Source organism: Allobosea sp. BK604 (assembly GCF_004341515.1).
In the GTDB taxonomy this organism is placed as follows: Bacteria; Pseudomonadota; Alphaproteobacteria; order Rhizobiales; family Beijerinckiaceae; genus Allobosea.
In genome coordinates this window covers 1-21313 of record NZ_SLZF01000015.1, presented here as the reverse complement: position 1 = coordinate 21313, position 21313 = coordinate 1, and the positions used below count along the sequence as shown (strand labels likewise).

The following is a 21313-nucleotide window of genomic DNA, read 5'->3' as shown; positions in this document are numbered from 1 at the left end:
TCCTTTGTTGCTTATGGCGTCTGCATTGCCTGCAGTATTCATCTGATGAGATCTGGCGTGGCTACGAGGCCGAATGCCAGAACAGGACGCGCTTCTGGATGGCGCGCATGATCGTGCTCAAGGTCAGGCCGAACAGGCCGAGAATGACCAGGACCGCGAAGATGAGGGCGACGTTGAACTGCACGTTCGCCTCGAGGATCTGATTGCCCAGGCCGGCGCGCGAGCCGACGAATTCACCGACGATCGAGCCCAGGATCGCGAAGATGATCGAGACGTTGAGGCCTGCGAAGATGAAGGGCAGCGCATTGGGAAGCTGGACCTTGCGGAAGGTTTCCCAGCGCGTCGCCTGCAGCGAGCGCATCAGGTCGAGCTTGCCCTGGTCGCAGGAGCGCATCCCGACGATCGTGTTGACCAGGATCGGGAAGAGCGAGGACAGCATGACGATGATGATCTTCGACTGGATGCCATAGCCGGCCCAGACGATGATCAGCGGCGCGATCGCAACCTTCGGCAAGGTCTGGATCGAGACGACCCATGGGTAGACGACAAGGTCGAGGATCTTGAACTGCGTCACCAGCGTGCCGATCAGCACGCCGACCACGGCTGCGATCGCGAAGCCGGTCAGCGTCTGGAAGGCCGTGAAGCCGAAATGGTAGATCAGCAGTCCCGAGGCGATGCCGCGATAGAGCGCCACGGCGACCTCGGATGGCGGCGGCAGGATATAGTTCGGCACCGAGAAGAGCCGGACCGACACCTCCCAGAAGGCGATCAGGAACACGAAGCCCGCGATCGAGATCAGGCGGGCATGCCGGTCGAGCCCCTTCTTCCGCGGCTTGGACGATGGCCGGATCTTGCCTTGAGCATCCGAGGCAGTCATCACGGTGGTCATTCCAGCTACTCCTGCGAAAACCGGGAAGAGGCGTTGGCGATCAGGCTTCGTTCAACCGCCGCCGAAGCTTGCGCGTGTAATCGCCGAACTGCGGCTCGCTCATCAGGTCGAGCGTCCGCGGTCGCGGCAGGTCGATAGTGACGTCATCGACCACGCGTCCGGGACGCGGCGTCATCACGATGACGCGGTCGCTCATGAACACGGCTTCCGTGATCGAATGCGTGATCATGAACACGGTCTTCTTGGCGGCCGACCAGATTTTCAGCAGCTCGAGATTCATCGTCTCGCGCGTCAGGGCGTCGAGCGCGCCGAAGGGCTCGTCCATCAGCAGCACCGAGGGGTCGTGGACGAGGGCGCGGGCGATTGCGGCGCGCTGGCGCATGCCGCCCGAGAGTTCCGAGGGATAGCGCGCCTCGAAACCGCCGAGCCCAACCAGGCTGATCAGCCATTTCGCCCGGTCGAGCGAAGCCTGGCGATCGAGCTTCAGCACCTCGGCCGGCAGCATGACGTTGTCGAGAATGGTGCGCCAGGGCAGCAGGTTGGCGTCCTGGAAGACGATGCCGATATCGCGGCTCGGCCCGGAATGCGCACGCCCGCCAATGGTGACGCGCCCGCCATAGTCGAGCTCGAGTCCGGCGATGATCCGCATCAATGTGGTCTTGCCGCAGCCGGACGAACCGATGACCGACGCGAACTGACCATCGCCGATCGCCAGATCGACCCGCCGCAGTGCCTGGACCGTATCGCCCGAGGCCGTGTCGAAGGTCTTGGTGATGCCTTCGAGAAGCATGAAATCCGCATGCGGCACGGCAGTGTGGGCGATGCCGTCGTTGCGCGGAGAAACAAGATTCATTTCATCATCCCGAACTGGCGACGCGGCGGCCTGCATGCGACCATGACCTGCAAGAACGATGCGACCAGCGGCCGCCTCCCGATCCACGCTGTGGCAAAAGCTGCGAGCTTGTATTTGATTGCATGAATTTTGATGTCATTCAAGACGGATATCAAAATTTCACTCTATGTAAATTTAGGCAACTACCTCAAAGACTGCACCTGAAACGAGCATGGTGCGATGCCGGGCAGGATGATCTCTGTCGCGAGACATGAAGAAGGGCCCGCCGCAGGCGATATTTGACTACCGCACGCGACGTTCATCTTCACATTGCTTAGGCCTCTGGCGTCCCAAGGCCGCGATTACGTGAGCACAGGCTCAGAAACGCCGGTAGCGCTGGCCGCTCGCTGTTTCGCGGGATGGTCCGGGCGGGGAATGCCGAGATGCTCCCGCAAGGTGTGACCGGTATATTCGGTCCGGAACAGGCCGCGCTTTTGCAGAACCGGCACGACATGATCGACGAAATCGTCCATGCCGCCAGGGAACCAGGGCGGCAGCAGGTTGAAGCCGTCGCCGGCACCGGCCCTGAACCAGTCCTCCAGTTCGTCGGCGATCTGCTCGGGCGAGCCGCAGATCAGCTTGTGGCCCATGCTCATGCCGACGAAATCGCGCAGCTCGCGCACGGTCATGTTGCGCTCGCGCGCCGTCTTGGCCAGCGTGATCGCATGCCCCTGCATGATCGTGGAGGGCGGCAGTTCCGGCACGGGACCATCGAGCGGGAAGACCGACATGTCGTGCCCGGTGCGCTCCGATAGGACCTTCATCGCGTAGACCGGATCGACCAGCGCGCCGAGCTCGGCGAGCTTGGCGCGCGCCTCGGCCTCGGTCGAGCCGACGATCGGGCAGATGCCGGGCATGATCTTCAGATGCGCCGGATTGCGCCCATATTGCTCCGCCAGCCCGCGCAGGCGGTTGGCGAAGGCAAGCGCGGCATCCTTGTTCTGCTGGACGACGAAGACGACATCCGCCTCGGCCGCCGCGAAGTTGCAACCCGTATCGGAGGCGCCGGCCTGCAAGATGACCGGATAGCCCTGCGGCGGCCGGGTGATGTTGAGCGGCCCCTTCACCTGGAAGAATTTTCCATGGTGATTAAGGACGTGCATCTTGTCGGCGTCGACATATTTGCCGCTCGCCTTGTCCATTACAAAGGAATCTTCTTCCCAGCTATCCCAGAGACCCTTGGCGACCTTGACGAATTCTTCGGCGATCGCGTAGCGCTCTTCATGCGGCGGGTGCTTGGCCGTGCCGAAATTCGCGGCAGCCTCGGCAAAGGCGCCGGTGACCACGTTCCAGGCGACGCGGCCGCCGCTGAGATGGTCGATCGAGGCCAGCATCCGCGCCAGATTATAGGGCTCGGTGTAGGTCGTCGACGCTGTCGCCGCCAGGCCGATCCGGCTCGTGCTCATGGCGAGCGCGGCGAGCAGAGTCAGCGGCTCGAGGCGCAGCACCATGGACGGGTGCATCCCGGCAAAGGTGTTGACCGCATCGGCCAGGAAAATGAAATCCAACTTTCCGCGCTCGGCCGTGTTGGCGACCTGCTGGATCAGCGGAAAATTCTGCGACCCGGCCTGCGCCTCCGGCATCCGCCAGCCGGAAACGACGTTGCCGGCGGCCAGAAGGAGCACCCCGAGATGCATCTGTCGTGGTTGTTCGCTCATGATACAGCACCTTTCGCGGCTCTGCCGTGCCGTCACGCGACAGCCGGAAGCCTTCCCCTCGAAACCGCTTTGCGACCGTTCTTGAAAAGGCCGCCCGTCTCGTTGATTTTGAAAATCATAGACCTGATTTTACATATGGTCAAATTTTTGACCCCATGAAACGCGCGGCCAGGCCGGTTTTCCCGGACGGAGACGGACCCGCCGAACGCCTGGCGGCGATGCCGCAGGCGTCCGATTTCAATCCGGTCAAATCCCGCTTCATCAGCGCCCGTCCGGCCCGCCGGTCGAGACGCCCGAAGCGATGCGCCGTGGCCCCATGATCGCCTTGGCGACATCGCCCACCGCCTCGACGCTCTCGTCCATGCCCTGGAAGCAGACGATGCGGCACGGGCAGGCTTCGAGCCCCTCGTAACGCCACGGGAAGGCGCCGATGACGGCACGCTGGTTCAGCATCTTCTCGATGTCGCCGCCAACGTTCTCGGCGTGGATCAGGCCTTCCTGGAAGGCGTAGGAATGGAACGGGAAGATGTTCTCCGTCACCTCACGGCCCGATTTCTTGTGCGTGTAGGTGTATTCGCCGAAGAACTCGTCGCAGCTTTTGCCGACCTTTTTCTCGAAACGCGCGGCGAGATCGGGGCGCATGTGGCGGATCGAGGTGTTCATCGCGTGGTCGCCGGAGCCGCAATCGATGCCGAACCACTTGATCTTCTTCTGGATCATCCAGTCGAGCAGCTCGATGCCGCCGCCCGGATGCATGCAGAAATAGCGCACGAGGTCCTGCTGCGGCTGCCCCTCCCAGTAGCGGTGCCAGCCGGTATGGATGATCAGGATATCGCCTTCCTTTACCTCGACCGGCGCCTTCTCGATCATCTCCGGCGTGATGACGGCCCAGTCATCCATATGCTCGGAGACGTCGACCACGGCGCCCGGCCCGACGAGATAATCGAGCGGATAGGAGGCCATATCGCCCATGCCGTCGGTGCCGTGCATGGCGCCGTCGATATGCGTGCCGACATGCAGCGCGGTGTCGATGCGCTGGGCGACGATCATCTTCGTTTGGAGGTTCTGGGCATAGTACATCTTGTTGCCGGCATAGCCGACCCAACCCGGGGTATGGACATTCATCAGATGGGAGAGGTCGACGATCTTCATGACGGAACTCCAGGCTGGGATCGGAACGGTCAGTTGGCGCGCCGCGGCAACAGCGAGGCGAACCAGGATTTGAGCGCGGCGAGCAGAAGGGCGAAGCCGCCGATCGGCTTGGCCGCGGCACGTTGAGGCGCAGGCGCAGGCGCGGGGGCCGCCGGCTCGGCGGCGGCCGTTGCGCCGGCGGCGGGCACAGCGCTGACCGCAAGCTCGGCTTCCGCATTGCGGACGAAATCGGCGACGAGGAGATTGGCGATCTCGGCGATGATGCCGGTGCGGCCGAACTGGGCGATCGTGCCCGAAAGCTGCACATCCGCCTCGACAACCACCTTGGTCGCCTCGCCCTCGGGCAGGAGGCGGCAATCCATCACCATCTTGCCGCGGCTGGCGCCCTTCTTGTCGACGCCCTTACCATCGACATGCACGGACTTGGCCGCTTCGTCATAGACGACCTCGGCCTCGCCCTCGAAGCTCGCCTGGAACGGCCCGATCTTCGAGGAGACCTTGCCGGCATGTTTGCCTTCGCCCCTCGGGCCGAGATATTCGGCGCCGGGCAGGCAGCTCGCCACGGTCGGAATGTCCTGGAAGAAGCTCCAGACCACGGATAGCGGGCGAGCCACGGTGAATTCCTGCGCGATTTTCATCGATCGCCCCTTTTCGTCATCTAGAGCATCCGGCCGGCGAGGCTCACGCCGTAGAGATCGGTGCGCCGGTCCTGGCGCGGCCTGACGAGCTCGGTGCGCTCCTGCGCGGCGCGAATGACGGCAAGGTCGATCTCGGCCATGACGGTCGCCTGCTCATCCTCAGGAAGCGGCCCGGACAGGATGCGCCCATAGGGATCCGCCACCAGCGACGAGCCGAGGAAGGCAATGTCGCCGGCCGTCCCGCCCTGGGAGGCGCAGGCGACATAGACCTGATTGAGATTGGCCTGGACGATCGCGCCGCGCGCCTGGCCGATCAGGCCGTCGCCATCCCGCGCAACCTTGTCGAAGCCGCGCACCCAGGCAGTCGGCACGGCGACGAGATCGGCATCCTGCAAGGCAAGGCCCCGCATCACCTCGACGAATCTGAGATCGTAGCAGACGCAAAGGCCTATCCGGCCGAACGGCGTCGCGGCGACGCCAAGCCCGCGATCGCCGGGCGCGAAGACCAACTTTTCGCGGTCGAACAGATGAAGCTTGCGATAGCGCAGCAGCAGCCCATCCGGCCCGACGAGCATGGCCGCATTGTAGAGATGCCCGCTATCGCGCTCGCAGAAACCGCCGGCGATCACGATGCCGAGCCGGCGCGCGAGCTTTGTCCAGGCGGCGAATGTCGGGCCCTCGAACGGCTCGGCCGCCGCCTCGAGCAGGTCCTTGTCGAGCGTGTATCCGGAGATCGCCAGTTCCGGCAGGATGACGACGCTTGCACCGCTAGCGGCGGCCGTCTCGATCAGGGCGAGCGTCTGGCCCAGGTTTTCAGCTGCCCGCCCCGGCGCGGCAGTGAACTGCACGGCCGCGACGGAAAACTTCATGCCGGCTGTTCCGCATCGGCCGCGAGCGCGCCGACCGCCTTGAGCAGCGGCACATCGGCCGGGCTCGGCCCGCCGACACTGACGATGCCGACCCCACGATCGGCCGCGACCGCATGCTTGACCCCGACCGGGACATGCACCACGCAGCCGGCCCGGAATGGCAGCTTGATGTCGTTCGTATAGTCGTGGACAGTTCCCTCGCCTTCGAGGATGAAGATCGTATCCTCTGACAGGGTATGGATATGCGGCTTGTTGGCCTCGCCCGGCTCGAGCCGGACATAGTTCATATTCGCGGACCAGGCGCCGGTGCCGGGCCAGATCACGAAGCGCGCATCCCTGGAGATGAGCGGGAGGCGCATCGACGGGGTATCGCGGTGGAAGATGCGAATGGCCATCAGCTTGCCTCCGCAACCGCGAGATGGGCATAGAGCTGCGGATCGGCGGGGCATGGGCCGCCGATCAGTTTCACGCCAGCCTGACCGGATGCTTCGAACCGGTAGCCATCGCCTTTATCGATATGCAACATCGCACCTTCAACCAGATCAAAACGGTCCCCGGAGGCGAGATCGACAATGGAGCCCGAGCCCGCCGCAACGTAGTAGGCGCTGTCGGAGGGGTGCCGTAGGTCGATGGTCCGGTCGCCGGCCTGCAGTTCCATCACCTGGAATGTGCGGTAGAGAGCGCCATTCCCGGGCCACATCACGGCCCGGGCAGTGCCGGCGCCGATGACCAGAGGAAGGGTGGGACAGTCGACGGCGCTATCCACGACGCGAACTGTGCTATGGATGGTTGAGCGATGCACGAGCTGCCGTTGCCTTTTGAGTTTGATTAATTTATTTTAGTACCATCAAAATTGAAAACGGCGCAAGTGCCTATGCGTGGGGTCGCATCGTGCTTGTGGTCGGGCAGTCGACATGACCGAGGATACCGCCATCGTGAGCGAGCCTTTGCTGAACATTCAGGACGATGCCGCCGGAGCAACCGCCACCGCGCTTGCGGCAATCGGAGTCCGTATTCGCGAGGTCAGGCTGGGGCGCGACATGACGCTTCAGGCGTTGGCCGATGCCTGCGGGCTGAGCCCATCCATGCTCAGCCTGGTCGAGCGCGGCAGGGCATCGCCGTCGATCGGCTCGCTGATCGTCATCGCCAACGCGCTTGGCGTGCAGATGTCGGATTTCATCGTCGATCAGGTGGTCGACGACGAGAAGCTGGTGGTGCGCAGCTCCGAGCAGCGCACGATCGAGACCGCCGCCCATGTGATCAGGCGCCTGATCAGGGAAGACAAGGCGCGCGGCATCTCGATCGCGCTCAACGAGTATGCCCCGCATACCGGGGCCACCGAGAAGCCGATCAAGCATGACGGCTTCGAATACGGCTTCGTCCTCGACGGCAAGCTCACCGTCGAGGTCGACGGGACGCTGCATGTCATGGAGACCGGCGACCTGATCTCCTACAGCTCACGCCGCCCGCACCGGATCTGGAACCACGGCAACGGCCACGTGCGCACGCTCTGGATCAACGTTCAGCGCGACTAGCGCATCGAAGGCGCCTTAGAGAAAGCGCCCGATGATCTCGTTCAGGCGCTCGCAGGATCGCGCGAGCTGCCGTTGCGGGGCTGTAGTGAGGCCGAGAAGCAATCCGCTCTGGGCCGAAGCGGGCGATGCGAACCAGACCGACAAGGCGGTCGGCGCCACCCCGAAAAAGGATGCCTCCCGCACGATGGCAAGGTCCGGGACGCCTTTCGGCAGCCGCAGCAAGACGGCGAGTCCGGCGATCGAGACGGTGCAGGACGCGGCTTTGAGGTTTTGCAGCACGCCGTCCCGCTGGGCCGCGTAGACCCGTTTCGTCCGGCGCAGGTGCCGAAGGTAGTGGCCTTCCCGCATGAACTCGGCGATCGCGAGCTGCACCGCCGGCCCGGGAGCTGGCGCAAGGCAGGCTGCGGCCTCGGCAAGCCGGCCGGCCAATGCGGGCGGAGCGACGACGAAGCCCAGCCGCAGGGCGGGGCTGATCGTCTTGCTGAAGCTTCCGATATGGATGACGCGCCCGGCGCGATCGAGCGAGGCGAGAGCGGGCGCGGCGCGGCCATCGAGCTGCAATTCGCTGAGATAGTCGTCCTCGATCACCCAGGCGCCCTCCCGGGCGGCCCAATCGAGCAGTTGCAGCCGACGCGCCAGCGACAGGACGAAGCCGAGCGGCGCCTGCTGACCCGGCGTCACGACCGCCAGCGCAGCATCGGATGCATGGCGCAGGCCGTGCTCGACATCGATGCCCTCCTCATCGACCGGGATAGGCACCGGCGATAGTCGCGCGAGTTCGAGCCCTCGCCTGGTGAAGGGAAAGCCCGGATCTTCGAACCAGACCTTGCGCCCCTCCAGGCCGAGCCCGCGCAGCGCCAATCCGAGGCCGCCGGTGTAACCGGCCGTGACGATGATCTGCGAGGGCGAACAGTCGAGGCCGCGCGCGACCGCGAGATAAGCCGCAATCTCCCGCCGCAATTCCAGCTCGCCGCGCGGATCGGGGTAAATCGCGGGCGCGCTCGCCTCCGCGCGCGCGGCCTGCGCACGGAGCCGCGCGAGCAGCGTCGCCGGGAAGGTTTCCTGTGCCGGCACACCCATCTGGAAGATCGCCGGGCCGGCAATCATCTCCAGATAAGTCTCCATGAAGGAGCCGGGAGCAGGAGCTTGCTCGATGCGAGAGGTGGCGGGCGGGCGATCCGCAACGCGGGTTCCGGCGGCACGCGAGGCCACGATGAACTGTGCCGCCGAAAGCTTGTCATAGGCCGCGCGCACCGTGCCGCGCGCGACCCCGAGCTGGGCCGCCAGGTCCAGCCAGGACGGCAGGCGCGCGCCGGGCGCGAGCACGCCGGTTTCGATCGCGGTGCTGATCCCCATGCGGATCTGCTCGGCCAGCGGCGTCCGGGCCGAGCGATCGAGCTTGAGCTGCAGCGGCTTGTCCATAGTTTCGTAGTACATGATTTTTATAAGTTCTTGGTGCTTTTTATTAGACCAGAAAGGAGCGATCTCTCTGCGGGAAAGGAGAAACCATCATGACCATTCGATCCCTGATCGGCGCCACCTTCGCGGCCTCGCCATCGCCACTGCGATGCCCGCCGCCGCGCATGGCCCCGAAGAAAAGGTCACCCCGCATTTCGAACGCGCGATTCCCAATATCCCCGGCAAGTCGCTGGTCGCGCTTGTCGTCGATTACGCACCGGGTGGCGCCTCGCCTGCGCATACCCACGCGAAATCGGCCTTCATCTTCGCCTATGTCCTCTCAGGAGCGATCGAATCGAAGGTCGATGACGGCCCGGCCCGGGTCTATCGTGCCGGCGAGAGCTGGCACGAGGTGCCGGGCGCCACGCACGCCATCAGCCGGAACGCGAGCAAGACAAGGCCTGCCAAGCTCCTGGCTGTCTTCGTCGTCGACAGCGACGACAAGCAGCTCGTCACGCCGCTCAAGTAACCGCCTCGAATCGTAAGGATACGACGATGAGCAAGCGCCTCGACTACAATCAGGTCGCTCCGGCCGGCTTGAAGGCTCTCGGCGGGGTCTACGGCTACATCCTCCAGAGCAGCCTCTCACCGATCCTGGTCGACCTGGTCTATTTGCGCATCTCGCAGATCAATAACTGCGCCTATTGCCTGGACATGCACACGCGCGACCTGCTGAAGCGTGGGCAGCCAATCGAGAAGATCGCGCTGGTGCAGGCCTGGCCGGAAGCGGGAGGATTGTTCGACGAGCGCGAGCGCGCCGCCCTGGCATGGGCAGAAAGCGTGACGCGCGTCGCCGAAACCGGGGTTCCCGATGCGGCCTATGCTGCCGTGCGCGCGGTCTTCGACGAGCGCGAGCTCGTCGATCTCACCATCGCGATCGGCCTGATGAATACGTATAACCGCATGGCGATCAGCTTCCGGAACACGCCGCAGGCCGTGCTCGACAACAAGCAGGGCTAGAGCCGGATCCGATCAGGTTGAATCAACCTGTTCGGTGAATCCGCCTCCCAACGAGCCGCCGGATCGAGAAACCAAGGCGCTCTCCCGAGCGCTCATCATCGGGACTATCGACATGAACATCTTCATCGCCGGCGCCTCTGGCGCCGTTGGCTTGCCGCTCGTGCGGGCGCTGCAGACGCAGGGCCACCGGGTCACCGGCATGACAAGGTCGGGGCCGGGCGTCGACCGCCTCCGGGAGCTCGGAGCGGGAGTGTCCATCGCCGATGCCTTCGAGGCAGCGGAGGTTCACAGGGCGATCGAGGCGGCGGAGCCGGATGTCGTCATCGATCAGCTGACCTGGCTTCCCGCCAACCCGGCCGACATCATCAAGGCCATGCCCAATGATACGCGACTGCACCGGGAAGGCGGCAGCAATCTGCTCGCCGCCGCCGAGGCGTTGGGCGTCAGTCGCTTCATCATGCAATCTCGTGGCTTCTACCTCGATGCTCCCGCGGGGACGCTGGCCGACGAGAACGCCAGGTTGAGGCGCGACGCCCCCGGCGAGATCGGCCACAGTGCCCGCGCCTTCGACGACTACGAAGCGCGCCTGATTGCGTCGCCCAGCCTGGCCGGCACCGTCCTGCGCTACGGCTTCTTTTACGGTCCGGGCACCTGGTATCGCCCGGACGGTGCCATCGCGGATCAGGTGCGGAAGGGCGAGGCGGTGATCATCGGCGACGGACGCGCCGTCTGGTCCTTCGTCCATATCGACGACGCCGTTGCTGCAACGATCTCCGCCCTGACGGCGGAGCCCGGCGCCTATAACGTCGTCGACGACGACCCGCTTCCCGTCGCCGAATGGCTTCCGGCCTTCGCTCGCTGGGTCGGTGCGCGGGAGGTGCCGCGTATCAGCGTCGACGATGCGCTCAAGTCCGCAGGCGAGGAGGCCGTCTATTATCACTGCTTGCTGACCGGCGCTTCAAACAGCCGGGCAAAGGCAAAGCTCGGCTTCGCCCCGCGCCCACTTTTGTGGAAGCCCTGATCGTCCGGCCGGGTCAGGCCAGCCGGCCTGCGACGCCGAAAACATCTTGCCATCACGCTCGGAGGAGCCTTCGACTGATCGCCTCCGCGATCATGATCGTGGTCACGTTGGTCGGGGCCGAGACGATGTCGGGCATGATCGAGGCGTCGATGACATGCAGCCCGTCCACTCCGCGCACCGCGCCGTTGCTGTCGACCACGGCTGCGGGATCGTTGGGACCGCCCATGGGAACGCTCGATGTCGGATGCGCGTAGCCGTCGACCGACGCGATCACCGCCTTCCTGAGCGTTTCGTCATCCTCGACGTCCGGCCCTGGCGCCATCTCCAACGCGATCGTGTCGCTGAACGGCGCCGTCCGCCCGATCCGGCGGGAGAGCCGAACCGCTTCCATCATCCGGCGAAGGTCGCTCGGGTCCTGAAAGAAATTATAGCGGATGAGCGGCATCGCGCGCGGATCGCGGCTGGCCAGCCGAACCGAGCCGACCGAGTTCGGCAACGTCACCGAGCAGGCGAGGACGATGGCGCCGCCCGTCGGGCTTTGCGCCGGGTCGAAAATATGGGTTCCGGAGATGTGCAGGTCGAGTTCATCCGGGCCCGCCTCGCTCGAGCGTGTCCAGATGATCGCGCCGGCGACGGGGTTCATCGAACCCGCCTCCCGCTGCAGGGCATAGACATTGTAGTAGAACGGATGCTCCTTCAGCCGCTCGCCGACCGGAGCGTCCTGGAGGACGGGGATGTCGAGCTCGCGCAAATGCGAGGCCGGCCCGATTCCGGAGCGCATCAGGATCGCCGGGCTGCCGAAGGCCCCGGCCGACAGGATCACCTGACCGGCCATGATCGTCTCGCCGCTCGCCAGGCGAAGCCCGCGCGCGCGCCGGCCGTCGAAAATCACGCTGTCGACCTCGGCTCCGCCCAGGATCGTCAGGTTAGGCCGGCCGCGAATCGCGTCGGTCAGATAGGCCATACCGGTGTTGATGCGGCGGCCGTCGACAACGTTCAGCGGATAGGGCGAGACGCCGTTCTGTTCGGCCCCGTTGAAATCACTCACCCGAGCCAGGCCGGCCACCTCCGAGGCGAGGACAAAGGCCCGCATCGCCGGGGTGATCTCCTCCATCGTGCGCTGGCGGATCGGGAACGGGCCGGAGCGCCCGCGCCAGGCATCGTCGCCGGTCGGCGTGTTCTCGAGAGCCTTGAAGATCGGCAGCACATCCTCGAACGACCAGCCGTCGAGCCCGCGCGCCGTCCAGCGCGCGAAATCGGAAGGTCTCGCCCGCATGGCGACCGCCGCGTTCACGCCGGAACTGCCGCCAAGGACCTTGCCGCGGATCGCCCTCACATCGTGGCCGAGCCCGAGACGATCCTGCGTGTGATAGCCCCAGTCATGCGCCGCGTCGCCGCCGACCCGGTTCGCATTGGCGATGATGTCGGGATAATCGGCCGGGGCATAGGCCGGGCCGGCTTCGAGCAGGAGCACGCTCCTGCTGCGATCCTCGCTCAGGCGGTTCGCGAGCACGGCGCCTGCTGAGCCGCCGCCGGCAATCACGACGTCGAAGGATTTCTCGCGAATGGTCTCGAACGACATGGTTGTTTCTCCCGCTGGTACGGTGTGATCAGGCGAAGGCGTGGCGGAGGAAGAGGGCGGCGCGGTCGAGCGCGCTGCGGCTGCTTTCGAGATGCGCGACGTCGAGCTGGAAGACGTGATGCATGCCCTCCCAGATCTCGAGCTGGACCGGGACGCCCGCTTCCGCTGCCGTTGCGGCGTAGCGCGTCGAATCGTCGAGGAGGCGTTCATCGGTGCCGACCTGGATGAGCAGCGGCGGCAGCCCGCGCAGATCGCCGAGAAGGGGCGAGGCCAACGGATCGGAGGGGCTGAGGGAGCCGGTATATTTCCCGGCGCAATCCTGCAGGTAGTCGCGGCCGATCAGCGGATCCTGGAGCGCCGGGTCCGTCATCGACGCGCCGGACAGCGTGAGATCGGCCCAGGGCGAGAAGACCACGCCCGCGACCGGCGACGGTCCTTCGGCTCGCCCGACAAGGTTCGCGAGCGTGACGAGCGTCAGCCCGCCGCCGGCGGAATCCCCAACGATGGCGATGCTGTCGAAACCCTGGGTGGCCAGCCAATGCCATGCCGCCAGGGCCGCATTCGGAGCGGCGGGCAGCGTGGCCTCCGGCGCCAGCGGATAATCGATGACCAGCGCCGGAATCCGCACGCGGCTCACGATCTGGCTGACGAAGCCGCGATAGGCCTCAGCCGAGCCGAGGACATAGCCACCGCCGTGGAGGAAGAGGATCGCCCGCCGCGACTCGGTGCGTGCCGGCCGCACCCACCAGCCGCGCACGCCGTCCTTGACGACGGCATCGAGGGTGACATCATCCGTCAGAGGACTGCCGGATATGAACCTGTCATAGACCGCCCGCGGCTCGCCGCTCGCATTCTCCCAGAAGCGGGCGAAGCGTTCCCGTAAGGCGCTCTCGCGCTCGCGCTCGGCCGGCGAGATCTCGAAGGTGGTCGTGCCGCTCAGGTCGGCGTGATCAATCGCGACATGGGTCATCGTCATTCTCCGCTGTTGAGCCGGGCGCGCGCTGACGACCGGCAAAGCTCTCCCCAGCGCGCGGCGACCCCGCCGCGCGGCATTTCGAATTCAAGTGGAAGGACCTCAGGCCGGGATGCGGCCGTACTCGCCCTTGGCGTAGCCGGCTAAGGTGCGTTCGACATCGGCCACCGTCGACATCACCAGCGGCCCGCGCCTGACGAAGGACTCGCGGATCGGCTTCGCGGCCATCAGCACGAAATGGGTCGGTTCGTCGGCCTTCAGAACGACCCAGGTCGGCGAACCCGCGCGGACCGTCGTTGCGAAGCCTGCCTCCAGACGGCGTTCCTCGCCGTCGCAGCGGATCACCAGCCGGCCCGAGACGGCGTAGAGCCAGGCCTGACGCCCCTCGGGCAACTCATGGGCAAAACCACCGCCACGCTCCAGGAAACCGTCGAGCATCGTCATCTCTTCCGGCGTGCCCTCAGTGCCGACCGTGCCCCCGCTGCGGCCAAGCAGGACACGCACCCGGTGCCCCTGTCCCTCGAGGATCGGAACTTCGTCGCGGCGGACGTGCAACGAGCGCGCCGGCTCCGTCTTCAGGCGGCCTGGAAGATTGACGAAGATCTGCAGCGCATGGACCCGCGCGCCTTCCGCCGGGCGCTCCTCATGGGCCGCGCCCGATGCGGCCGCGAGCCAGTACAGGTCGCCTGGCTTCAGGGCGACGTCGTGGCCAAGCGTATCGCGGTTGAGGAAATCGCCGGTCGAATCCTCGAACATCGCCGTGACCGCCGAAATCCCCGCATGGAGATGGGGATCGAATGTCGGCGCAGTCATCACGAAGTGGTCCACCATGATCAGCGGATCCATCGTTCCGCCAAATGCCTCTTCCGAGAAATGGTGGGCTGTGAAGCCGCTGCCGATGGTGTGGCTCCTGCCCGAAACGGCATCGCCAAGCCTGCCGACGCCGCCTTCCTGCGTCTCGATCCTCGCTGTCATGGGCATTGCTCGATCTCCGGTCAGTCATTGCTGTTGAAGATCACGCTATGGCTCGGCCCACCGTCCGAGAAGCCGGCAAGTCAGAAACCTAGCGTCCGATGAATTGGACGATCCCAAAAAGGATTGCTTTGGACGTCCCGCCGCGGGGACATCATTCGGTTTCAGCCCGACTCGGTCATCGTCCAGTCATTTGGACGCTCGGTTCACAATCTGGCGACTTCTCGGCCGAAGGTCCGGCGGCTAACTCCTTGCCCATCGCAAAGACGCGATCACTTGCAGGAGAAAGCGATGACCTTCCGCACCTACGAACCGCTGACCGCCGACAATGCCGCCCTCGTTCTCGTCGACCACCAGATCGGCCTGATGACCGGCGTGCGGGACTATTCGACCGGCGAGCTGAAGCACAACGTCGTCGCCCTGGCGAAGGCCGCCAAGGCGCTCAACCTGCGATCGTCGTCACCACGACGGCACGCGACAGCATGTGGGGGCCGACCTTCCCGGAACTCGTCGAGGCGCTTCCCGGCATCGAGATCATCGACCGCTCCACGGTGAACGCCTATGACGACCCCCGTGTCGCCAAGGCCATCGAGGCCACCGGCCGCAAGAAGCTGATCTTCGCCGGCATCTCGCTGGAGGTCTGCGCCGCATTCCCGGCCATGACAGCCGTATCCCGGGGTCTCGACGCCTATGTCGCGGTCGACGCTTCCGGCACGTTCAGCGAGACCAAGCACCAGGCGGGCCTGCTGCGCATGCTTCAAGCCGGCGTCATCATCTCGGATTACGCGACCCTGATGGTGGAGATTCTCAAGGACAATGGCCGGCCCGAGGCTGGCGCGGTGTATGGCGCGCTGGACATGCCCTGGGCCACACTGGTCGGCCAGATCTCTGCGGCACTCAAGAAGTAGCGTTAAACACATAGGCTCGGCCAGCCTGGTCGAGCCTATGCTCCTTCCGGCTCCCATTCGCCATTTTGCGAGGTCAACCATGGATACGACCGTTCAAGCGCAGCGGTTCTGGCTCGCCGAGATCGCCGAGAACACGCCGGCCTCCTATTTCGGCATCGTCCTCGGGCTCGCAGGCCTCGGCGGAACATGGCGGGCCGCTGCGCAGGCATGGGGCTTCCCCGCCGCGATCGGCGAAGCGATCTACCTCGTCGCCGGCATCGTCTGGCTGGCGCTGATCATCCTCTATGCGATCAAGGCGCTGCTTTCCGCATCGAAGCTGGCCGCCGAGGCCAGCCACCCCGTGCAATGCTGTTTCATCGGGCTCGCCGGCGTCTCGACCATGCTGATCGCCGGCGGCCTGGTGCCGTACTTGCGATCAGGCGCCCTCGTGATCTTCGTGCTCGGCTTTGCCTTCACCCTCGGCTTCGGCGTCTGGCGAACCGGCCAGCTCTGGCACGGCGAGCGCGATCACGGGACCACAACGGCTGTGCTCTACCTGCCGACCGTCGCCGGCAGCTTCGTCTCGGCGACGGTCGTCTCCGCCCTCGGCTATCCCGATTGGGGCCAGCTCGCCTTCGGCGCCGGCGTGCTCTCCTGGCTCGCCATGGAGTCGGTGATCCTCCATCGCCTTCTCACCGGACCGACCAAGCCGGCCGCACTGCGCCCGACGCTCGGGATCCAGCTCGCGCCCGCCCCGGTCGGCGCGGTCGCCTATCTTTCCGTCGCCGGCGGCGCGCCGGATGTCTTCGTCCATGGCCTGATCGGCTACGGCATTCTCCAGTTGCTCATTCTCGCCAGGCTGGCGCCCTGGATCGCTCAGGCGGGTGCGGTTCCCGGTCTCTGGGCCTTCAGCTTCGGCGCCACGGCGATCGCCACCGCCCCGATCCGCCTTGTCGCCCGTGGCGATGGCGGCGCGATGGCGACACTCGCCCCGATCTTCCTCGTTCTCGCGACGCTCTTTGTCGCCGGTCTCGCCGCGATGACCCTGTGGCTGCTCGTGAAGGGGCGGATGTTCGTCCCGGCCTTGGCGCCGGTGCAGCAAAGCCCTTCGCCGGCCGTCGCTCGCTAAACGGGCCTGATCGAAACCACGGGCGGCGTTGCGAGGCTCACGGTGGCAGCGCCCAACCAGCGCTCCCCGCCCGTCTCAACGTAACCTCCCGGTTCTTCCATTCGCCCGCCGCTCTCGTGCATAGGTGCCAGTGGAGAGTATTTCCGCGTTTCTCCGAATCGCGAAAATGCTCTATCTATCTGTTTTGACGCATTTTCTTCATGCGAACCGGTATCCACTTCGCTCGAAAATGGTCTTGTCCCGCTTTCACCCAGATCGCGCTCGGGAACAGCTCACCGCCATGCCGCCGAATGCCAGCCTCATCGACCATATGCGCCAGATCCTGCCGGAGCTGAACAAGGCCGAGCGGCGCGTGGCCGAGGCCATTCTCGTCGATATCGACGCGGCCGCGGCCATGACCACCCGCGACCTCTCCGAGAGGGCGCAGGTCAGCGAGCCGACCATCGTGCGCTTCGCGCGCCGCATGGGCGCCTCCGGCTTCAAGGATTTCAAGCTGCGGCTGACCCGCGATTTCGCGACCGGCCGGATGTTCGTGATGTCGGAACCGGCCGGGCTTGCGGCGGATTCCGCCGCCATCGCCACACAGGTCTATGAAGCCACGGCCCAGGCCCTCGCCTATAGCTTCGCCCAGCGCAACCCGGCCGCGCTCGACCAGGCGGCGGAGGCGATCCATAGGGCGCAACGGCTGTTCTGCATGGGTGTCGGCGGCAGCTCGGCCAATGTCGCGGCCGAAGCCGAGAACCGGCTCTACCGCTTCGACATCGCCGCCGCGACGATCGTCGATCCCTATCGCCAACCGGTCGCCGCGAGCCTGTGCGGGCCGAAGGATGCGCTGCTGATCTTCTCCGTCACCGGCCGACCCGCCTCGCTGCTCGAGGCCGCGCGGCTCGCCCGCGGCAACGGCGCCAGCGTCATCGCCGTCACCCGGGCCATAAGCCCGCTCGCCGAGGCGAGCTCGGTCCTGATCGGTCTCGACATCCCCGATGACGACCAGCGCTTCGAGATTCCCAATCGCAGTCGCTATGGCCAGCTCTACATGCTCGACTGCATTGCCACCCTGGTGGCGGCCCGCCGCGCCGAGCGTGTGGGTGCCAAATTGCGCAAGGCCCGCGACACGTTGCGCGGGCTCCACGGCAATGACGGCTCACAGCCGATCGGCGATTGAAAATGTAGCTTAGTTTCTTTTTTGAGCATGTATCAGGCGATATGCTCGCAAAATAACGTTGTTAAATTACATCGGCGGCGTATCCTCCTCATTGCTCGATATCGCGATCGTGGGAGGACGTGATGATATCTCGCCGGCAATTCACCCAAACTGCCCTGTCTTTCGCTGCTGCCTGCGGGCTGCCGGCACCGTTCGCCCAGGCTCAGCCCGCGGCCAGGGTGCTGCGCGTGGTGCCGCAGGCCGAGCCGCTGGTCTTCGACCCGCACCAGTCGCAGGCCAATGTCACCTCGGTGCACGCGGCCATGGTCTACGACACCTTGTTCAGCTGGGACGCCGACATGGTGCCCCGGCCGCAAATGGTCGAGACCTACAGCAAGTCCGATGACAAGCTGACCTACACTTTCACGCTCAGGCCAGGCCTGACCTTCCATGACGGCTCGCCGGTAACGACACGCGACGTCATCGCCTCGCTGAAGCGGATGTTCATCCGCGACACGCAGAACCAGATTTTCGCCGCTGCCCTTGCCGGCATGGAGGCGGTCGACGATCGCACCTTCACGCTCAAGCTCAAGACGCCGTTCAATTATGTCGAGTTCCTTCTCGGCGGCTCGAACGGCATCGCCGGCAGCATCATGCGCGAGAAGGAGGCGCTGACCGACCCGTTCACGCCGATCAAGGAGATCGTCGGCTCCGGCCCGTTCAAGTTCAACACGGCCGAGTACCGGGCCGGCTCGAAGATCGTCTACGACAAGTTCGCGGGCTACATCCCGCGCAAGGAGCCGGCCTCCGGCTTCGCCGGCGGCAAGGTGGTGAAGGTCGACCGTGTCGAGCTCAACGTCATGCCGGACGCCGCGATCGCCTTCGGCGCGCTGCAGAATGGCGAGGTCGATTTCCTCGACGGCCCCTCGCTCGACCTGATCCCGACGGTCGCCAGCAACAGCAACATCGTCGTCGGCGAGGTCTGGCCGATCGAGACCTATGCGGTGCTGCGCTTCAACCATCTCCACCCGCCCTTCAACGATCTGAAGGCGCGCCAGGCGGTGGCGCATGCGGTCAACCAGGCCGACTACATGGCGGCCGCCTATGGCGACAAGAAATACTGGCGCGAATGCTACGGCTACTGGGTCTGCGGCAGCCCGAACGGCACCGAGATCGGCTCCGACGCCTTCCGCAAGCCCGATCTCGACAAGGCCCGCCAGCTTCTCAAGGAATCCAGCTATGACGGACGGCCCGTCATCCTGATCGGCGGCTCGGATATTCCGGCCTACCAGGCGATGAGCATGGTCACGGTCGATATCCTCAAGAAGGTCGGCTTCAACGTCGACCTCCAGCTCACCGACTGGGGCACCGCCGCAGCACGACGCGCCAAGAAGGATCCGCCGGCCCAGGGCGGCTGGAACATCTTCCACACCAGCGCCAACGGCGCCCAGCTCGCGAGCCCGCTGACCAGTCCCTCGACCATCACCACCTGCGACGGCAAGAACTTCGTCGGCTGGCCCTGCGACCAGGTCGAGGAGGACATGCGGCTCGAATACATCCGCGAATCCGACCCGGCGAAGCAGAAGGCCCTGGTCGAGAAGATGCATGCCCGGCTCTGGGAGTTCCTGCCCTACATCCCGCTCGGCCAGTTCAAGCAGCCCTTCCTCTGGCGCAAGAACGTCACCGGCGTGGTGAAGGCCAATACGCTCGTCTACTGGAACATCGAGAAGACCTGACCATGCATTACAGCGTCTGCAACTTCGCGCGCGGCGATGTCGCGCTGCGCGTCCGCTTGGCCGGCAGCGGTCCCCTGCTCTGCCTGCTGCCCGGCCTTGGCCGACCCGCGGAGGATCTCGATCCGCTGGCAGCGCGGCTGGTGGAGGCCGGCTACCAGGTCGCCCTGCCCGATCCGCGCGGCAGCGGCGGCAGCTCCGGCCCGCTCGACGGGCTGACGTTGCATGATCTCGCCCAGGACGTCGCGACCGTGATCGAGGGTCTCAAGGCCGAGGAGATCGTCCTCATCGGCCATGGCTTCGGCAACCGCATCGCCCGCACCGTCGCGGCCGACCACCCCGAGCTGGTGCGGCTCGTCGTGCTGCTTGGCTGCTCCGGCAAGGTCCAGCCCTCGCCGGAGATCGCCGAAGCGATCCGCCTTGCCCAGGCCGTCGATACGCCCCAGGATATCCGCGCCAAGGCCGTGCAGGCGGCCTGGTACGGCAAGGGCCGCGACATCTCGGTCTGGATGAGCGGCTGGTCGCAGCCGGTGATGAAATCCTATCTCGCCGCCGCGGCGGCGACCGATATCTCGGATTGGTGGACCGCCGGCTCCGCCGAGGTGCTGATCGTCCAGGGCCTCGCCGATGTCAGCGCGCCGCCCGAGAATGGCCGCTCGCTCAAAGCCGAGATCGGCGGGCGGGCCAGGCTCGTCGAGATCGAGAATGTCAGTCATGCGCTTCCCGTGGAGGCGCCGGACGAGGTGGCGGAGGTGATCCTGACCGGCCTCGCCAGCATGTCGCAGGAGGCCTGAGCGATGGCGAAAGGGTTGGGGCAGGACTTGCCCGGCAAGGTCGTACTCGTCACCGGTTCCAGTCGCGGCATCGGCGCCGAGGCGGCAAAGGGGCTGGCGGCCGCCGGCATGAAGGTCGCGGTGCATTATCGCTCCGGCAAGGCCGAGGGCGAGGCGGTGCGGGATGCCATCACTGCAGGCGGCGGCGAGGCGGTCCTGCTGCAGGGCGATGTCTCCCGGAAAGGCGTGGTCGAACGGCTGATCGCCGAGACCGTCCAGCATTTCGGCCGCATCGACGCGCTGATCAACAATGCCGGCGACCTGATCGAGCGCCGGCCCGTCGCCGACACCAGCGACGAGCTGTTCGAGCAGCATATCGCGCTGAACTTCCGCTCGACCTTCGCCGCCTGCCGGGCCGCGGTCACGCAATTCCGCAAGCAGGGCGGCGGAGGCTGCATCATCAATCTGAGCTCGATCGCGGCGCGCACCGGCGGCGGCGGCGGTTCCTCGCTCTATGCCGGCAGCAAGGCCTTCATCGCGACCTTCTCGCGGGCGCTCGCCAAGGAGGTCGCGGCCGACCGTATCCGCGTCAATTGCGTCTCCCCCGGCGTGCTCTCGACGCCGATGCAGGACCGGACCAGCCCGCCCGAAATGCTCGCCGCATTGGAGAAGCAGATCCCGCTCGGCCGTATCGGCGCCGCCGATGAATGCGTCGGCGCCTTCCAGTGGCTGTGCTCGGACGCGATGAGCGGCTACGTCACCGGGCAGGTGATCGAGGTCAATGGCGGGCTGCTGATGCCGTAGCGAGAGCGGACAGTATCGTGTCCGCCCTCGTTCCTCGTTTCCGCATCGGCTTTTCCGAAAACCGCGACGCACTTTTCGGGCCGATGCGCTAGCTTCTTTTTCCGCATCGGCTTTTCCGAAAACCGCGACGCACTTTTCGGGCCGATGCGCTAGAGCGTTTCCCGGTTTGATTGAATCGAGAGGGATTCCCCTGGGTTTTGGATTGTGATTCAAGATGCTGGCTGGGCGGAGGCCAGCATCGCAT

22 protein-coding genes and 1 pseudogene are annotated in these 21313 nt (G+C 65.5%); 11 read left to right on the top strand and 12 right to left on the bottom strand.

The annotated features are described in order from the left end of the window. Positions 1-61: 61 nt before the first annotated feature. The 8 genes from EV560_RS33130 to EV560_RS33095 all read right to left on the bottom strand — a co-directional run bounded on the left by EV560_RS33130 (position 62) and on the right by EV560_RS33095 (position 6864). The gene (locus EV560_RS33130; RefSeq protein WP_131860137.1) at positions 62-889 is read right to left on the bottom strand and encodes an ABC transporter permease; all 828 of its coding nucleotides are present in this window, start codon (positions 887-889) and stop codon (positions 62-64) included. A 40-nt stretch (positions 890-929) separates the two neighbouring features. Then, on the bottom strand, positions 930-1742 hold the full coding sequence (locus tag EV560_RS33125) for an ABC transporter ATP-binding protein (protein WP_131860136.1): 813 nt from the start codon (positions 1740-1742) through the stop codon (positions 930-932). Between the two features lie 341 nt (positions 1743-2083). Further along, positions 2084-3439, bottom strand: coding sequence for an LLM class flavin-dependent oxidoreductase (locus EV560_RS33120; protein WP_131860135.1), 1356 nt, complete (start codon positions 3437-3439; stop codon positions 2084-2086). 261 nt (positions 3440-3700) lie between these two features. Beyond that, a complete protein-coding gene (locus EV560_RS33115; protein ID WP_131860134.1) occupies positions 3701-4591 on the bottom strand; it encodes a cyclase family protein in 891 nt (296 codons plus the stop codon). 29 nt (positions 4592-4620) lie between these two features. Next, on the bottom strand, positions 4621-5229 hold the full coding sequence (locus EV560_RS33110) for an SRPBCC family protein (protein ID WP_131860133.1): 609 nt from the start codon (positions 5227-5229) through the stop codon (positions 4621-4623). Positions 5230-5249: 20 nt separating this feature from the next. After that, positions 5250-6098 (bottom strand): nitrilase-related carbon-nitrogen hydrolase, encoded by an 849-nt coding sequence (locus EV560_RS33105; protein WP_131860132.1) that lies wholly within the window; start codon positions 6096-6098, stop codon positions 5250-5252. Further along, positions 6095-6493, bottom strand: a complete 399-nt coding sequence (locus EV560_RS33100) for a cupin domain-containing protein (protein ID WP_131860131.1) — start codon at positions 6491-6493, stop codon at positions 6095-6097. The genes EV560_RS33105 and EV560_RS33100 overlap by 4 nt, the downstream gene beginning before the upstream one ends. Beyond that, the gene (locus tag EV560_RS33095) at positions 6493-6864 is read right to left on the bottom strand and encodes a cupin domain-containing protein (RefSeq protein ID WP_131860130.1); all 372 of its coding nucleotides are present in this window, start codon (positions 6862-6864) and stop codon (positions 6493-6495) included. Before EV560_RS33095 ends, EV560_RS33100 begins: the two co-directional genes overlap by 1 nt. A gap of 148 nt (positions 6865-7012) precedes the next feature. Between EV560_RS33095 and EV560_RS33090 the strand changes: the two genes are divergently transcribed. Further along, positions 7013-7633 carry a cupin domain-containing protein gene (locus EV560_RS33090; protein WP_131860129.1) on the top strand — a complete coding sequence of 207 codons (621 nt, stop codon included), beginning with the start codon at positions 7013-7015 and terminating at the stop codon, positions 7631-7633. 15 nt (positions 7634-7648) lie between these two features. Here EV560_RS33090 and pdxR read toward each other — a convergent pair whose 3' ends face one another. Next, complete coding sequence (gene pdxR, locus EV560_RS33085) at positions 7649-9055, bottom strand: MocR-like pyridoxine biosynthesis transcription factor PdxR (RefSeq protein ID WP_131860300.1); 1407 nt, start codon at positions 9053-9055, stop codon at positions 7649-7651. A gap of 89 nt (positions 9056-9144) precedes the next feature. Here pdxR and EV560_RS33080 point away from each other — a divergent pair. The 3 genes and pseudogenes from EV560_RS33080 (at position 9145) to EV560_RS33070 (ending at position 11072) form a co-directional block, all read left to right on the top strand. Further along, positions 9145-9560 (top strand): annotated as a pseudogene (locus EV560_RS33080) (cupin domain-containing protein). Positions 9561-9586: 26 nt separating this feature from the next. Next, the gene (locus tag EV560_RS33075) at positions 9587-10051 is read left to right on the top strand and encodes a carboxymuconolactone decarboxylase family protein (RefSeq protein WP_131860127.1); all 465 of its coding nucleotides are present in this window, start codon (positions 9587-9589) and stop codon (positions 10049-10051) included. Positions 10052-10163: 112 nt separating this feature from the next. After that, the gene (locus tag EV560_RS33070; protein ID WP_131860126.1) at positions 10164-11072 is read left to right on the top strand and encodes an NAD-dependent epimerase/dehydratase family protein; all 909 of its coding nucleotides are present in this window, start codon (positions 10164-10166) and stop codon (positions 11070-11072) included. A gap of 52 nt (positions 11073-11124) precedes the next feature. Here EV560_RS33070 and EV560_RS33065 read toward each other — a convergent pair whose 3' ends face one another. The 3 genes from EV560_RS33065 to EV560_RS33055 form a co-directional block, all read right to left on the bottom strand. Then, entirely contained in the window at positions 11125-12654 is a 1530-nt protein-coding gene (locus EV560_RS33065; RefSeq protein WP_131860125.1) for a GMC family oxidoreductase, read from the bottom strand. 28 nt (positions 12655-12682) lie between these two features. Beyond that, positions 12683-13624 carry an alpha/beta hydrolase fold domain-containing protein gene (locus EV560_RS33060; protein WP_131860124.1) on the bottom strand — a complete coding sequence of 314 codons (942 nt, stop codon included), beginning with the start codon at positions 13622-13624 and terminating at the stop codon, positions 12683-12685. 105 nt (positions 13625-13729) lie between these two features. Beyond that, on the bottom strand, positions 13730-14608 hold the full coding sequence (locus EV560_RS33055; protein ID WP_248312333.1) for a pirin family protein: 879 nt from the start codon (positions 14606-14608) through the stop codon (positions 13730-13732). A 282-nt stretch (positions 14609-14890) separates the two neighbouring features. Between EV560_RS33055 and EV560_RS36585 the strand changes: the two genes are divergently transcribed. From EV560_RS36585 to EV560_RS33025, 7 genes are all read left to right on the top strand, one after another. After that, positions 14891-15154, top strand: coding sequence for a hypothetical protein (locus EV560_RS36585; protein ID WP_248312332.1), 264 nt, complete (start codon positions 14891-14893; stop codon positions 15152-15154). Beyond that, complete coding sequence (locus EV560_RS33050; RefSeq protein ID WP_248312331.1) at positions 15082-15507, top strand: isochorismatase family protein; 426 nt, start codon at positions 15082-15084, stop codon at positions 15505-15507. Before EV560_RS36585 ends, EV560_RS33050 begins: the two co-directional genes overlap by 73 nt. 79 nt (positions 15508-15586) lie before the next feature. Next, positions 15587-16615 (top strand): dicarboxylate transporter/tellurite-resistance protein TehA, encoded by a 1029-nt coding sequence (gene tehA, locus EV560_RS33045; RefSeq protein WP_131860123.1) that lies wholly within the window; start codon positions 15587-15589, stop codon positions 16613-16615. A gap of 280 nt (positions 16616-16895) precedes the next feature. Further along, positions 16896-17780 carry a MurR/RpiR family transcriptional regulator gene (locus EV560_RS33040; RefSeq protein ID WP_131860122.1) on the top strand — a complete coding sequence of 295 codons (885 nt, stop codon included), beginning with the start codon at positions 16896-16898 and terminating at the stop codon, positions 17778-17780. 122 nt (positions 17781-17902) lie between these two features. Then, positions 17903-19495, top strand: coding sequence for an ABC transporter substrate-binding protein (locus tag EV560_RS33035; RefSeq protein WP_131860121.1), 1593 nt, complete (start codon positions 17903-17905; stop codon positions 19493-19495). A 2-nt stretch (positions 19496-19497) separates the two neighbouring features. Then, positions 19498-20286, top strand: coding sequence for an alpha/beta fold hydrolase (locus EV560_RS33030; RefSeq protein WP_131860120.1), 789 nt, complete (start codon positions 19498-19500; stop codon positions 20284-20286). Between the two features lie 3 nt (positions 20287-20289). Continuing rightward, positions 20290-21069: an SDR family NAD(P)-dependent oxidoreductase gene (locus EV560_RS33025; RefSeq protein ID WP_131860119.1), complete on the top strand. Its 780-nt coding sequence runs from the start codon at positions 20290-20292 to the stop codon at positions 21067-21069. Positions 21070-21313 lie beyond the last annotated feature (244 nt).